The sequence below is a fragment of the Parvimonas sp. KA00067 genome (genome assembly GCF_001553085.1).
GTDB classification, from domain to species: Bacteria; Bacillota; Clostridia; order Tissierellales; family Peptoniphilaceae; genus Parvimonas; species Parvimonas parva.
Map to the genome: position 1 here is coordinate 122,463 of NZ_KQ960148.1, position 15,149 is coordinate 137,611.

The 15,149-nt window shown below is 26.5% G+C and carries 15 protein-coding genes and 1 other RNA gene; 3 read left to right on the forward strand and 13 right to left on the reverse strand.

The genetic code is table 11. The annotated features are described in order from the left end of the window. Positions 1–5: 5 nt before the first annotated feature. Both gmk and HMPREF3181_RS03590 read right to left on the reverse strand, forming a co-directional pair. On the reverse strand, positions 6–578 hold the full coding sequence (gene gmk, locus HMPREF3181_RS03585) for a guanylate kinase (RefSeq protein ID WP_068473105.1): 573 nt from the start codon (positions 576–578) through the stop codon (positions 6–8). Positions 579–591: 13 nt separating this feature from the next. Next, positions 592–1,476, reverse strand: coding sequence for a YicC/YloC family endoribonuclease (locus HMPREF3181_RS03590; RefSeq protein WP_068473107.1), 885 nt, complete (start codon positions 1,474–1,476; stop codon positions 592–594). A 199-nt stretch (positions 1,477–1,675) separates the two neighbouring features. Here HMPREF3181_RS03590 and HMPREF3181_RS03595 point away from each other — a divergent pair, with 199 nt between their 5' ends. Together HMPREF3181_RS03595 and ssrA are read left to right on the forward strand one after the other, a co-directional pair. Then, positions 1,676–2,065 carry a hypothetical protein gene (locus HMPREF3181_RS03595; RefSeq protein ID WP_068473110.1) on the forward strand — a complete coding sequence of 130 codons (390 nt, stop codon included), beginning with the start codon at positions 1,676–1,678 and terminating at the stop codon, positions 2,063–2,065. A 76-nt stretch (positions 2,066–2,141) separates the two neighbouring features. Then, positions 2,142–2,490: a transfer-messenger RNA gene (ssrA, locus tag HMPREF3181_RS03600) on the forward strand. Positions 2,491–2,746: 256 nt separating this feature from the next. Here the strand turns inward: ssrA and HMPREF3181_RS07500 are convergent. The 11 genes from HMPREF3181_RS07500 to HMPREF3181_RS03655 all read right to left on the reverse strand — a co-directional run bounded on the left by HMPREF3181_RS07500 (position 2,747) and on the right by HMPREF3181_RS03655 (position 14,687). Then, positions 2,747–4,480 carry an Rqc2 family fibronectin-binding protein gene (locus HMPREF3181_RS07500; protein ID WP_082713891.1) on the reverse strand — a complete coding sequence of 578 codons (1,734 nt, stop codon included), beginning with the start codon at positions 4,478–4,480 and terminating at the stop codon, positions 2,747–2,749. Positions 4,481–4,497: 17 nt separating this feature from the next. After that, on the reverse strand, positions 4,498–5,316 hold the full coding sequence (locus HMPREF3181_RS03610; protein ID WP_068473112.1) for an energy-coupling factor transporter transmembrane component T family protein: 819 nt from the start codon (positions 5,314–5,316) through the stop codon (positions 4,498–4,500). Continuing rightward, a complete protein-coding gene (locus tag HMPREF3181_RS03615; protein WP_068473115.1) occupies positions 5,316–6,170 on the reverse strand; it encodes an energy-coupling factor transporter ATPase in 855 nt (284 codons plus the stop codon). The genes HMPREF3181_RS03610 and HMPREF3181_RS03615 overlap by 1 nt, the downstream gene beginning before the upstream one ends. After that, positions 6,170–7,015, reverse strand: a complete 846-nt coding sequence (locus HMPREF3181_RS03620; protein ID WP_068473118.1) for an energy-coupling factor transporter ATPase — start codon at positions 7,013–7,015, stop codon at positions 6,170–6,172. Before HMPREF3181_RS03620 ends, HMPREF3181_RS03615 begins: the two co-directional genes overlap by 1 nt. Positions 7,016–7,216: 201 nt before the next feature. After that, positions 7,217–9,007, reverse strand: a complete 1,791-nt coding sequence (locus HMPREF3181_RS03625) for an NTP transferase domain-containing protein (protein WP_068473121.1) — start codon at positions 9,005–9,007, stop codon at positions 7,217–7,219. Positions 9,008–9,132: 125 nt separating this feature from the next. Continuing rightward, a complete protein-coding gene (locus tag HMPREF3181_RS03630; protein ID WP_068473124.1) occupies positions 9,133–10,641 on the reverse strand; it encodes an oligosaccharide flippase family protein in 1,509 nt (502 codons plus the stop codon). Between the two features lie 19 nt (positions 10,642–10,660). Then, positions 10,661–11,473: a LicD family protein gene (locus tag HMPREF3181_RS03635; RefSeq protein ID WP_068473127.1), complete on the reverse strand. Its 813-nt coding sequence runs from the start codon at positions 11,471–11,473 to the stop codon at positions 10,661–10,663. Between the two features lie 9 nt (positions 11,474–11,482). Next, entirely contained in the window at positions 11,483–12,292 is an 810-nt protein-coding gene (locus HMPREF3181_RS03640) for a LicD family protein (RefSeq protein WP_068473130.1), read from the reverse strand. Then, a complete protein-coding gene (locus tag HMPREF3181_RS03645) occupies positions 12,292–13,269 on the reverse strand; it encodes a glycosyltransferase family 2 protein (RefSeq protein WP_068473132.1) in 978 nt (325 codons plus the stop codon). The genes HMPREF3181_RS03640 and HMPREF3181_RS03645 overlap by 1 nt, the downstream gene beginning before the upstream one ends. Positions 13,270–13,387: 118 nt before the next feature. Further along, the gene (gene srtB / locus HMPREF3181_RS03650; RefSeq protein WP_082713896.1) at positions 13,388–14,182 is read right to left on the reverse strand and encodes a class B sortase; all 795 of its coding nucleotides are present in this window, start codon (positions 14,180–14,182) and stop codon (positions 13,388–13,390) included. Positions 14,183–14,186: 4 nt separating this feature from the next. Then, entirely contained in the window at positions 14,187–14,687 is a 501-nt protein-coding gene (locus HMPREF3181_RS03655) for a dihydrofolate reductase (RefSeq protein WP_068473134.1), read from the reverse strand. A 298-nt stretch (positions 14,688–14,985) separates the two neighbouring features. Here HMPREF3181_RS03655 and HMPREF3181_RS08110 point away from each other — a divergent pair. Further along, positions 14,986–15,149 (forward strand): transposase (locus HMPREF3181_RS08110; RefSeq protein WP_068473136.1); only part of this gene is annotated, 164 nt, incomplete at its 3' end.

Genomic DNA, 15,149 nt, shown 5'->3' on the forward strand with positions numbered 1-15,149 from the left:
TCCTCCTATTTTTTTATTTTTAATCTTTCAGCTTGAATAATAGCCTTCATTTTTTCTACACTATCATCTACATATTCATTCACAATGGAATAATTATATTCATTCAAAAATTCAACTTCTTTTTTTGCATTATTCATTCTTAAATTTACAGTTTCTTCGTCTTCAGTTCCACGTTCTACAAGTCGTCTTTTAAGCTCCTCAAAATCAGGTGGCAAAACAAAAACTAAAACTGCGTCAGGATAATTTTTCTTAACCTGCAAAGCACCTTGAACATCAATTTCCAAAATTACTACATCACCATTATCGATTGAATTTAAAACAAAATCTTTCGGCGTTCCATAATAATTACCATGAACTTTTGCATATTCTAAAAGTTTTTCTTCCTCAATCATTTTTTCAAACTCATCACTTGAAATGAAAAAATAATTTTTTCCATGCTCTTCCATAGGGCGTTTATTTCTACTTGTAGCAGAAATTGAATACTTAATATCTTCATTATCTCTTAACAAAATATCACAAATAGTACCCTTTCCAACTCCTGAAGGACCGGAAACAACCATTAAAAATCCCTTTTTCATACTACCTCCAAAACTATTCAACATTTTGAATTTGTTCTCTAAGTTTTTCTATAATAACCTTCATTTCGATAACATAAGTAGAAATCGCATAATTATTTGACTTACTTGCTATCGTATTAATCTCCCTATTCATCTCTTGAAGTAAAAATTCAATCTTTTTACCAACTTGAGTTTCAAGACCTAAAAACTTTTTAAAATTTTGAATATGTGAATTAAGTCTTGTAATCTCTTCACTTATATCAAGCTTATCCGTATAAAAAATTACTTCAAGATTTAATCTGTTAAGTTCACTTTCGGACAATTCACTTGAAAACTCGCAAAGTTTTGACTTTAATCTTTCGATTTGATTATTTAAAACATCTTCTTTTCTTTCTTTAATGCCTTCCAAGTTATTTTCAAAAGCCAAAAGATTTTCACTTAAATCATTCTTTAAGTTTTCTCCCTCAACAGTTCTCATAGCAACAAGCTCATCAACTGCCTTTTCAACAGCAGACAAAACATTTTTTTTCAAAAATTCCTCATCAATATCAGAAGTCTTAACTTCAACAACATTTTCATTACGAATAATATGTCCGATACCGACAGGAGCATCAATTCCAAGATTTTCAGAAATATTTTTATAAGCCTCAAAGTAAGCACCCGCTAAATTATAATTAACCTCCAAACTGGAATTACCTTCAGAAAATTTTTGCTTTCCTCTTATAAAAATATCTACACGACCTCTCGACAACTTTCCTCTTACAACTTTTTTAATATCTTCTTCACAAAAATTTAAAAAATATGGTAGCTTAACTTGAATATCCAAAAACTTATGATTAACAGACTTCATTTCAAAAGATAAATCATAATTTTCATCAATAAACTCACTTCTACCATAACCAGTCATTGATTTTAACATCTTTCTCTCCTTAAAAATTTATATTATTTTTATATTAATAAATTATAAATCGGACAAAAAATTTTTACAATACTTTGTTACGAAAATTTAATAAAAAATTGTAAAATATTTTTTATTTAAAACAACACTTTACAAATAAATTTCAATGTAATATAATAAAGTTGTTAATAAAGACAATTTAATTAAAAAGGAGAATTTTATGAAAATTATAAAAGAAAAAATTTACTCAATATTTAGTTTTTTAATATTTTTATTCTACCTAATAACTCTAGAATTATCAGCAGGTAGTTATCCGGAAGATCAACCATATATGCACAATCCAACAATATTTAAAAACTTTTTGTTGGTTATTTCTCTAATTTTTATATTTATATTTATAATAATACTATTAACAAAAAAGACAAAATATTTATTAGTGATAAATATAGGAATAATTTTCTTTTTTATATTCAGAGTTTTTGAATTTTTCAAAAAATATAAAAGATTATATCAAGATACACTAACAATAATTTTACTTCTCCTTGCGATTATTTCAATCATTACAATTTTTGTGTTAATTTCAAAAATGTTTAAAAAATTAAATCAATAAATATATTTCAAATTTGACATAATCACAAAATATGGGTATAATAAAAGTAGCTTTATAAAGCTACTTTTTTAATTATGGGGATGAACTGGCTTCGACGGGGAAGTTGCAGTATTATAAGCGAATTGTTGTATCCAACCAACATAAAAAGTGGTAAATTAAATATAAACGCAGAAAATAATAATTTTGCATTAGCTGCGTAAGTCAGCTATTTGGAGTTTATTCTTTCCCCACAAAAGTCTAAACTCTATCATTAATTTCGTGGGCAACCTTTACAAAAGTTCTTAAGTTTGTAATTGTATTTATAAGATACCTCTAACTGAGTTTGTTAATTTATAGGTTATTGGGAAATTTAAAATTGACTGCATTCGGAGAAAGTGATATGAATGCTTTTTCGGACGTGGGTTCGACACCCACCATCTCCACCAATAAAAAACAAACCACTATTTAAACGCAAAATGTTAAAATAGTGGTTTTTTATTTGAATTTTTATTTATTAATATATTTTTATAAAAAACTATATAAATTTTTATTTAATGGTAACCTATTGAAAACCTAAATTAAACAATAAAAAGGGGCTTGATAACCCCTATTAATATTTTTTATCCAAAACAAAATACTTTCGCATATATTATATATTTTTTTGAAACAAATATCTATAAAAAAAGAACAACTTTCGTTGCTCTATTTTTTGTATTCATCAAATAATTTGTCTTTGAAGTCAATAAACAGTGTTTTATAATTATCGTAATAGACCATTCCAAGACCTGTTCCTTTTGCTTTTCGGATATGTTTTTTTTCTGTGTAATCTACATTTGCATAGCCTTCGTTTTTGAAGTAGCTGTAATATCCAGCTAAAAAGCCTGCAATTTTATAGTCGTCTTCTGTCAAGTTTGCTCCTCTTAAGATTACATGGCTACCTGGAACGTCTTGTGCGTGGAAAAATATATCATTTTTATTTGCAACCTTTAATGTTAGATTTTCATTTTGCAAATTGTTTTTTCCGACATAAATTAGTGCTCCGGATTTTGTTTCAAACACATAAGGTTTTGACTTTTCAAGTTTTTGTTTATTCTTTTTGCTCTTCTTAACATAACCTAAAGAAATCAATTCTTCTTCTATTTCAGAAAGCTCATTTAATTCTGTGATTATCTCAATAGTTTCTAAAATTTGCTTTATGTATGCAATTTCTGTTTCTATTTTCGGTAATTCTTGTTTTATAATTTCATCAGCTGTTTTTAATTTTTTATATTTTTTATAATATGATTCAATATTTTCTCTTGGAGATTTTTTTTCATCAAGAGAGATTTCAACTTCATTCATATTATCATAAATATTTTCAAGCACGATTTTTTTCATACCTTTTTCCATTTTATAAATATTTATGGAAAGTAAATCAGCGAAAATTTTCAAGTCCTCTTTACTCTTATTATTCAAAAGTTCATCATTCATTGCTAAATATTTGTTTGAAAGTCTGTTTAATTTTGTAGTTAAAACTTTTTTAAATCCTGATGCCTTTTGATTTATCCTATCTCTTAAAGAATTGTTGTGATAAAAATTTTCTACAAGATTAGAGATATTTGAAACACTTTCTTTATTTTTATATAAATTTAAATCAAAGCAGTAAAAATCTTTATTATTCTTAACTTCATCTTGAATTAAAATTGGAAAATATTTTTTATTTTTTATATTTTCAACTAAAATTTTAAAATTTTCATCAAGTTTTTGAATATCATCTTCGCTAAGATTTACAGAATTTATATCCATATCAATATTAGAATTATTTAGTAATTCATAAGAAATAGTCGGAGAAAAACCTAAATAATTAGTGTAAAAAAATTTCTTCATAGAAATCGGCTCAGAATTTTTTAAAATTTCTGATGGCAATCTGTAATTTTCTTCTAAAATATTTTCTTTTTCGTCCTTAACAAAGAAATAGTCCTTATTCGGAAAAACCTCTCTGATACTACTTTGTCTTGAATCTATATGTTTTATAGAATCTATAATCTTATTACTTTCTTTATCTACTAAAATTATATTTGAGTGTTTTCCCATTATTTCAATGATTAAAAGTTTTTTATTAAGCTCCTTTAACTCATTCAAATTTTCGATTTCAAAGCAAACAACCCTATCCATTTTATGTTGATAAATATTTTTTATCGTTCCGCCAACTAAATGTTTTCTAAGCAACATACAGAAATTATATGCTGTTATAGGATTTTTTTTGTTTTTTTCACTCAAATGAATCCTTGAAAGATTATTTGCACAAGAAAGCAATAATTTATAATTTTCCTTGTTGTAAATCTGTATATTTATTTCATTTTTATCAGGTTGATTTATTTTATTTATTTTTCCATTTAACAAAAGTGGTGTTATTTCATCAACAACTGCTTTTGTAAAAATTCCATCAAAACTCATTTTATTTTCCTTTTCTATTAATTAAAAATCCAAACATTTAAGAAAAACCTTGATGCTATAACAAGTCCAAAAATTATGGTTATAAATGCCATAACTAAATAATCTGTCCTTGTGTATCTTAAAACATTCATTCTAGTTCTTCCCTCTCCACCTCTGTAACATCTAGCTTCCATAGCTACTGCAAGCTCATCGGCACGTTTTAATGCGTTTACAAAAAGTGGTACAAGTAATGGAATCAAACTTTTCGCTCTAGTAATTATACTTCCTGTTTCAAAGTCTGCTCCTCTTGCTGTTTGTGCCTTTGTTATCTTATCCATTTCATCTAAAATTGTCGGTATAAATCTAAGAGCTATTGTCATCATCATCGCAACAGAATGCGCAGGAAACTTAATTTTTTCAAAAGGTTTCATAACATATTCCAAAGCGTCTGTAAGTACAATAGGACTTGTAGTTAAAGTCAAAAGGCTTGTTCCAATAACCAAAAGTATTATTCTAACACTCATAAAAGCACTTAATTTAATTCCCTCTTTGGTTATATTTATAATCCATATTCTAAATAAAATTTCTCCAGGTGTTAAAATTACATTCAAAATTACAGTAAACAAAACAATGTAAAAAATTCCTCTTAATCCCTTTAAGACCATCAATACAGGCAGTTTTGCAATTTTTATAATTGAAAACAAAAAAATCGCAAGTGGTATAAAAACTAAAAAACTTTTTATAAAAAATATAGAAACTATAAACATAAAAATAAAATATAATTTAAGTCTGGGGTCAAGTCTATGAATAATACTATCTCCCGGAAAAAAACGACCTATTGATATATTTTTTACCATTAATTTTTCCTCAATTCTCTTTTTATTTCTTCAAAAGCCTCATCGACCGTCAAAATATTTTTGCTAAAATGATGACCTCTTTTTCTTAAAGTATCCATAAGTTCTGTAATCTGTGGAACATTAAGTCCTACTTCTTTTAAATCATCAACATCACTAAAAGCCTCTTTTGTATTCTTATCTAAATGAATTTTTCCATTTTTCATTATGATTATTCTATTTACAAGTTTTGCAACATCTTCCATGCTATGAGAAATCAAAACTATCGTAATATTATTTTTTTCATAAAGGTTTTTAATTTGGAAAAATAACTCATCACGACCTTTTGGGTCAAGACCGGCAGTCGGCTCATCTAAAATTAAAATATCCGGTTTCATCGCCAATATTCCTGCTATTGCAACTCTTCTCTTTTGTCCTCCGGAAATTTCAAAAGGAGATTTATCCTTTTTAGTTTCATAGTCGAGTCCAACAATCTCCATTGCCTCTTTAACTCTTGCTGTAACCTCTTCTTCACTAAGTCCCATATTTTTGGGGCCAAAAGCAATATCTTTTTCTATAGTTTCTTCAAAAAGTTGATATTCAGGATATTGAAAAACAAGCCCTATCTTATATCTCAAACCACTCTTTGCAAGTTCTTTATCTTTCGTATTCATATCGCCAATAAAAACATCTCCGGTTGTCGGCTTTAATATTCCATTAAAATGTTGAATCAAAGTTGACTTACCACTTCCTGTATGTCCTATAATTCCAACAAATTCTCCTGATTTTATTGTCAAATCTATATTATCTAAAGCAAGTTTTTCAAAAGGAGTTTTTTCTCCATAGATAAAACTTACATTTTTAAAATTTATATCCATTATTTTAATTTTTTCTCCAAAAATTCTATCATTTCATCATTAGTCAAAATGTCGGTTGGAATTTCTATTCCTTCATTTTTCAAAAGATAAGAAAGTTCTGTAACTTGTGGAACGGAAAGTCCAAGCTCTCTTAAACGCTCAACATTTGAAAAAACTTTTTTAGGACTATCATCAAATTCAATCTTTCCCTCGTTAAGTACAATAACTCTATCAGCCAAAACAGCCTCCTCCATATAATGAGTTATATATAAAATAGTTTTATTTTCTTCCTTATTCAATTTCAAAATAGTATCTATAATATCTTTTCTTCCAATCGGGTCAAGCATCGCCGTTGATTCGTCAAAAATTATAACTTCAGGTTTCATAGAAAGAACTCCCGCTATCGCTATCCTTTGCTTTTGTCCCCCTGAAAGCATATGAGGAGAATGCTTTTTATAATCCCCCATTTCAACAATTTCTAAAGCCTCATCAACCCTCTGTCTTATTTCAACAGGGTCAATACCCAAGTTCTCAGGGCCGAAAGCAACATCTTCTTCAACAACAGTTGCTACGAGTTGATTATCAGGATTTTGAAAAACCATAGCACATTTTTGTCTAATATCCCAAATTTTTTCTTCATCTTTAGTATTAATTCCAAAAATTTCAATCTCTCCATCTGTCGGAACAAATTGTGCATTCAAAAGTTTTGCCAAAGTTGACTTGCCACTTCCGTTATGACCTAAAATAGAAATTAATTCCCCTTTGTTTACAGAAAAACTAATTCCGTCCAAACCAATACTTTTTTTATTATCATCACTTAAATATTCATATCTTAAATTTTTTATATCAATTATTTTTTCATTCAAAATTTATCACCCACTAATAATGTATGATACCATAAACAGTACTTTTTTTCAACAACAATACATAATCAATACTCAAAAATACAAAAAAAGACAACCTTTCAAAAAGATTGCCTTTAATATTTTTAGGAAATTCATAATCTTGCTTAGACTATGTCTAATCTCTTTTAAGTTTGCTCATAAATAATTTTTTCGATAGATAAATTACTCATTACTACCACTTTGTTCATATAATTTAAAGGCATAATCTGCATATTCTTTTGTATGGTTATACCAAATATACAAATATTCCCCAATACTCTTTCCTTGAATTTCCTGATTAATTGCCCATAAGAACCAATAGAACGAACTAACTGCAACATAAGCAACATAATGTCTTAACTCTTCATCAGTAGGATTTCCGTCAAAATATTCCTTTATTATCTCTATTGATTCGTCAAAAGAATATTTTGAACAAGTTATGAAACAACCAATATCTCCGGCAGGGTCAGACATTGCAGAATATTCCCAGTCAATTAAATACATTCCATCATTTTTATCCATTAAAAAATTCAAGTTATAACTATAGCAATGGCAAAGACAATTCTTAACATAATCTTTATCCAAAAATTCTTTCAACTTATAAATTTTATCATTCATTAAATTCATATCTTCAAAATCATCACGATGTGAATTTTTTATTTTTAACTTAAAGTTTTCGATTTCATCGAAAATATTGAATTCAAAATCTGTTTCACGACCACTTGTGTGTAATTTTTTTAACATTGAAATTGCTCTTCTTACATTTTCTTTATCTTCATAGTCAAGGATTCTTACATCTTCAATATAACTTGAAATTTTCCAGCCTTTTTCACTATCCATATAAATATAAGTATCGTCTAATCCAAGTTCTTTAGCAATTTTCATTGAATCAAATTCACTTTTTCTATTTATAATAAGCTCAGTTTCAAGGCCACGATGTCTATATACATAAGACTTACCATTGTGACTAAATTTAAAAGAAGTTTTTGTCATTCCCGTTTTAATAGGTTTAATATCCTTTATTTCTTCTTCATTACATTTTAAAACTCCACAAATATTTTGGAAAATTTTAGAGTCGGAATTAGTTACATATTTTTCATCAAAAATTCTTAATTCTTCTAATGAATCAAACTCTTTTATATCCTCTGCATCATATTTTTTAATATACATATTATCCAATTCTTTTAAATGACGCATATAAAAATTTTCCCATAAATTTTCTCTAACTGTCTGTTCATGATATTCTGCCTTTAAAAGTTTTACAAATTTATTACTGAATTCTCTATCAAAAAACACATGACCCAACATTATCCAATCATCTTTACCACCAATTGTTATTCCTTTAATTCTCCCCTTTTTATCACATTCTGCAAAGTATTCGTCGCTTTCTCCTTCTTGATAAACTGCAGAATAATACGCCCTATAAACATATTTTTCAAAAGGATTTTTTGGAAAATAATTATCTGAAGAACAAATATAAGTATTTTTTAACTTTTCAGTAACTAAAATTAATGATGAAGTATTATTAAATCTGTAATAATCTGCATTTACAACAATATCTATACCAAATTTTTCCGCCAAATAAAACATCTTTTCTTTCATATATCCTACAACTAAAGTAATATCTTCAATTTCGGCTTCCCTTAACTGTAAAATTTCTCTTTCAATTAATTTTTCTCCCTTTACATTCAAAAGACCCTTTGGACTCTCATAGCAAAGAGGTGCAAATCTTGAACTCATTCCGGCAGCCATAATAATTGCATTATCAACCTTATATGGCTCTAATGCCTCAAATCCTGCATCTGTTATTTTTAAATCTTCATCTAAAAATTTATTATCTTTTAATTCTTTTAAAGTTTCGTTAACTTTTCCTAAAGAAATTTCTGTAATATCTGAAATTTCTCTTTGAGTATATTTTTTATCTTGATTTTTAAAAAATAAATTTAAAATATCAAATTGTTGTAATGTTAACATAAATACCTCCTAACAGTTTGTTCATAAATTATAACATATTATAAACAAATGAACAATAAAAAAGTCCTAAAGATTTAAAAATTTTAGAACTTTCTTATTATAAAATAATATTATTTTTTAATTTATTATCCTTTATATTTTTTTGCTTTTAATTTATATTTTATAACTCTAAACTTACTTTTTATTCCATCAATTGTAACAAATAAAATTTTGTCCTTTGTAATTAACATAATTATAAAATAATATAATACACAGGATACAATTATTGCAAGTAATCTGGTAAATAATTGTAAATTCAATGCCAATGAATATTTTAGAGTATGATTTATTCCATAAGTTATTGCAAAAAAAGGAATGGAACACAGTACATATTTCACATAAGATTTTAATATCCCGTTTATAGAAATAATATTTCTCTTAGTTATAAAGTAAACTTGAATAATCAATACTACAATTTCTGAAAATAAAGTTGTATAAACAAAATATTCAGCTTGGACAACTTTTAATTTCAATAAAACTATATTTAAAATTAAGTTTAGAAATCCCCCTATAAAGTAAAATGCCGTTATGTTTTTTTCATATCCTCTTACAAATAAAACTTGATTTGCAAGAAGTTGATCCAATGCCCACATAACAATTCTGAGTGAAAACAGTTTTAAAATAAAACCTGCTTCCAAATATTTTTCTCCTGCATATATCAGCATTACTTCGTCAGAAACGCAACTTAATCCTATCCCCATAGGAATTACCAAGAATAAAAATGTCTTGGCAACTTGATTTAACAATTCCGTATAATTTTTTTCGTCGCCATTCCCATAATAGTATGAAAGTCTTGGAATACTTACCACTATTATAGAATAAACTACACTCGTTATTAGTTGAGCTATCGATAATGCAAAGGTATAGTAGGAAACTGAAATCTTTGCATCCAATAATGAAAGCACAGCTCTATCCAACGCAGTATATAACATATATGAGTTGGCTAAAAGTAACATTCCGATTAAAGGCTTTATATGGATAAGAATATCTTTTAATTCAATTTTTACAAATTTTACTTTTCTTTTTATATAATAAAAACTAATTAAATAGTTTATAAGATTTGTAATTGATAAAATGAAAGCATAGTTTACTATATCATCTGCTTTTTTTACAAATGCAAAAATCGAAACAAGCATAAGCACACGGATAAATAATGTCTTAAAGAGAATAAATCCATAGTTTTCAAATGCCTCATTCATCCACTCTATCGATACAAATTGAGTAAAAATTTGAATACTAAGTGCAATATACAACATGTACATATTGGAATCTACATTTAAAAACATATATCCAATATACAAAATTCCAATACTTAAAGAACTTATTACATTTATAGAAAAAAGAACGGTAAAATTTTTGCTTATTTCTTTAATATTATTTTTAACCCTGCTTATTGAACGTATTCCATAACTGTATATTCCAAATGCAGCAAATGGAATAAACAAATTCAATATAGAATTCGCAACATTAAATTCCCCATAGGCTTCCTTACTCAAAATTCTGGCAAGGTATGGCCCCGTAATCAGAGGAAACAGAATATTAAAAACTCTAACCAAAATACTAGCTAAAGCATTAACTTTTATATTTTTTGCCATATCTAAAATTATTTCTCCCTTATTTTATTCTAAAAGCATCTAATAGATGTGATTTATATTCAATTTCCGCATCTGAAGGTTTTTGCATATAATCTCCATAAAATTGAGTTAAAATCTTATCATAATTCTTAGGAGCAGGTACCATCATATCTTCAAAAGGCAATTCTATTAATTCTTCATAAGTTCCTGTTTCAAAAACCTCCTTCATTCCGGTTTTATCAAGCCCAATAGCACCCTCATAAATTCCATTTTTATCAACATATTTTTCAACTAATTTTTCAATTTTCTTTGTAAAATATCTCGGATTTACAAATGCCAACAAATACCAGAAGACAACTCTGCAAAAATCTTTTATTCTGCTATCTTTATGAATTATATATTTTTTCTTTATGAAGCAAATATGTTTCAAAGTTACCATCAAATGTGCTTTTTTAACAAAATTTAAGTCATTAAATTTATCAATCGGAAATACATCAACAAAAACATTGCTGTCTTTTCTATTTCTCTTTACATTATCTTCCAACAGAGTGTGCTTATCTATAACAACAAAAAAGTTTTGAAAATACCAATCACTGTTGTCCTTGGATAAAATTGTATATCTTTCATTATTTTCTTCAATTACAGCTCTTTGAAATTTTTCATAATCTTCTCTATACATTGCAACATCTATGTCATCATCCCAAGGAATAAAGCCCTTATGTCTTACCGCTCCAAGTAATGTTCCATAACTTACAAAATATTTTATATTATACTTTTTACAAACATAGTCGATGAACTTTAAAATATTTAATTCATAATTTTTTAGCTCATCAACTGTAAGTCTCTCTTTCATCTTAATCTCCTAATCTATATAATAAGCTTTAATTTCATGAGGATATACTCTCTTTTCAACAGGTGGAAATTCCATATAATCTCCATAATATTTTCTCAAAATTTCATCATATTTCTTCGGTGCAAAAAAATGACAATCTTCAAAATCAAGCTCTATTAATTCTTCAAAAGGATTATAGTCAAACATATCAACATATTTCCACTTTGAACAACCTATAAGCCCTAAATATTTCCCTCTATCTTTAGCATTTGCTTCAACAATTTTCTTGATTTTCTTAGCAAAATATCTAGGTGAAACTGGTTTTAAAACTGTCCAGAAAAATCTCCTAATAAAATCCTTTAATTTACTATCACCATATTGAATATTTTCTTTTTTCGAAAAAGATAGAAGTTTAAAACTTTCTAACTTATATATCTTTTCAATTATACTTAAATCATCGAAGAAATCCATAGGAAAAATATCAATAAAAATTCCTGAATCATAAGTCTTATAATTTCTTCCATCTTCAATTCTAGTCTTTGAATTTACAACTTTAATAAAGTTATTATAATATTTGTCATTTAGTTCCAAAGATAAAATTTTATAAATTCCATCATCTTTTGAAAATAAATCTATAAACTTTTCATAGTCTTTTCTAAACATACAAATATCTATATCGTCATCCCAAGGAATAAATCCTTTATGTCTTACTGCTCCAATCAACGTTCCGTAATTTATAAAATATTTTATATCATTTTTAACACAAAAATCATGAACATATTTCAAAATTTCAAGCTCTATGGATTTTATTTTGTCCATAGAAAGATATTTTTTTTCCATTAAGTATTTACTCCTTTTTTCTTTAAATCTTGTAAAAGTAAAAATCTATATAATTTAACATTTAATTTTAACATTAATACAGCTATTCTTCTACCTTTTCTGAAATTTTTATTTTTAAAAATTCTCCAAAAGTTTTTCTTGAAAAATCCTAAAACTTCTCTATATTCTTTAATTTCTTTATAATCCTTAATCATTAACATTTTATCAAAAACCATAAAATGGGCATAGGAAAGTCTAAAAAAAGCATATTCCAAAAGAGAAGGAATTTCTTTATTTATATAGTCATAAAAATTCGAATAAATTTCTATGCAATTCATATTTTTTATAGTATATGGCTTTGTCGTAATACTATTTTCTCTGTGAAAATAATAATAATAAGGCTTTGTAGTTACAACATATTTTTTAGCATATTTTACAAGCTCAAATTGATAAAAAGCATCTTCATATATTTTACCTACAGGAAAAGAAATTTTACTAGCAATTTCATAAGTTATAAGTTTATTACAGATGGTGCCAGGAATTTTTTCTCCGATAAAATATTCCTTTAAGAATCTGTCCTTTTCACAACAAAAATAGATTTCTTCCTTACACTGTGGAGATTGATTGTCGGAATAAACATTATAAACCCCACAAACAGATACATCTGCATCTTCAGCTTTTATATTTTTATAAAGTTCTTCAACCATTCCCTCTGCAATATAATCGTCGGAATCTATAAATAATACATATTTTCCTGTAGCAAATTGTATTCCATGATTTCTTGCACTGGATAATCCGCCATTTTCTTTAGTGTAAAGTTTTGCTCTATTTTCATTTTCTACAAATTCTTTACAAATATTTTCGCTATTATCTGTAGCTCCATCATTAACTATAATAATCTCTATATTTTTATATGTTTGATTTGAAATTGACTCCAAACATTTTTTCACATATTTTTCTACATTATATACAGGTACAATAACACTTATCTTGTCCATAATTCTCCTCTATATTAAAACCAAAAATTATAATGTCAATACAAATTATACTATAAATCCTTAAAATTTACAATTTTTCACAAAAAAAATAAAGGAGATGTAAAATCTCCTTAAAAATTTACTTCTCTTTTAACTTTGCAAATAAAATTCTTCTTGCTGAATTATCATTTGGTGTCTTACAAGTTACAAGCATTAAAAGTTTTGTATTTTCATCAATTTTATCAACTTCTTCTTTTGGAATATGTTTAGTTAATTCTTTTTTCATTGCATTTACATCTTCATTTCTCTTTGATGTTAGCTCATACAAAGGCGTATTTGGATCGACTAAATCAACTCCTAAGACTTCATATTCCATTTTACCTTTTTCCGTATAAAGATAAAATGTTTTATGACTTTCTAAAAATGATTTATCTTCAAATTTTTGCAATGCATAAAATTTAGTTTTATCCCAAACATTATGTCCAAAAATATAACTAATTCTATCTGAAAAATCAGGTTTATTATACATATCTAAGAACAATGTTCCAGTTACAGGATAAGTTTTTTTATCAAAATCTCTCCAAAGATAGTAATCATTGTCCTTACCTTGAACCAAAGGCTCATCAATATTAGTATCTGGAACTTCCAACCAACCGATTGAATCGGAGTTTAACTTTTTAAGTTCTTTTAAATTTACAACTTTTTTTACTGTTGTATTTTTTTCACTAGCATTAGCTGAATCATCTTTAAAAACAGATTTTTTTAAACTGGATAAGTTTTGTCCTGCTTTATATGATCCATAATAGTCTTTAATTACATTTCCTGCTGAATAAATAAAAAGTCCCAAACATATTACAAATAATATGTTCCAAAACCATTTTTGTCCCTTACTTTGTTTTTTCTTTTTCTTTACAATTACACCTTTATCTTTCATAATCTTATATCCTTTCATAAGTATAGAAAGCTAATTTTGGATTTTCACTTTCCCCATTAATTTTTTCAGTAACTTTCCAAATCTCTTCATCAATTTTAGGAAAATGACTGTCTGCATCTACTATTTCTTTTTCTTCATATTTTGTAACATACATCTTTGAACAAAAATCAATTAATTGCTTATAAATACTCATACCTCCACAAACCAAAAACTTTTCGCTTGGATTTTCTTTTACAAAAACAATCAAATCTTCTATACTTTTAAATACTGATACCCCATCAAAAGAAAAATCACTCTTTGTCAACACAATATTTTTTCTTTTTGGAAGAGGCTTTGTTTTAAAGCCTTCAAAAGTTTTTCTTCCACAAATTATTGAATTTCCACAAGTTTTTTCCTTAAAGAAATTCATATCTTCCTTTAAGAAGTATAATAAATTATTGTCTTTCCCTATTGCATTACTCTTTTCAGTTATTGCAACTATTAAATATAAATTTTCTAATACCATATATTCTTCCTTTTTTATTTTTTTCTTTTTACAATAGTATACCATAATTCCATTATGATAACAAAATTAAAGTAAATTATGGTGAAATAAAATTTTTATTTTAGATTAATCTATTGTAATTCTTATTATATCATATTTCGCCTTAAATTACCTTAAAAAAACTTATCTAAATAAATTTTAGATGAATTTAGAGCAAAGAAGAAACTACAATAACAACCTAAAACTAAATATCACCCAAGCGAAGGAGGTTTCCTAATTACAGGAAATCTTTTTTGTACAAGTCAAAAGGAGGAACTAAATGGCAGAAAATGAGAAAACAGATATTAAAGAAATACAGACAGAAGAACATAAAAGGCCTGATGATATTTTAACAAAGAAGATAAACGGAAAGACCTTTGTAACAGAGATATATTTTGATAAAAAAAGTAAAGAAACATTTCAAGATAAGCTGTTTAAGGTAAT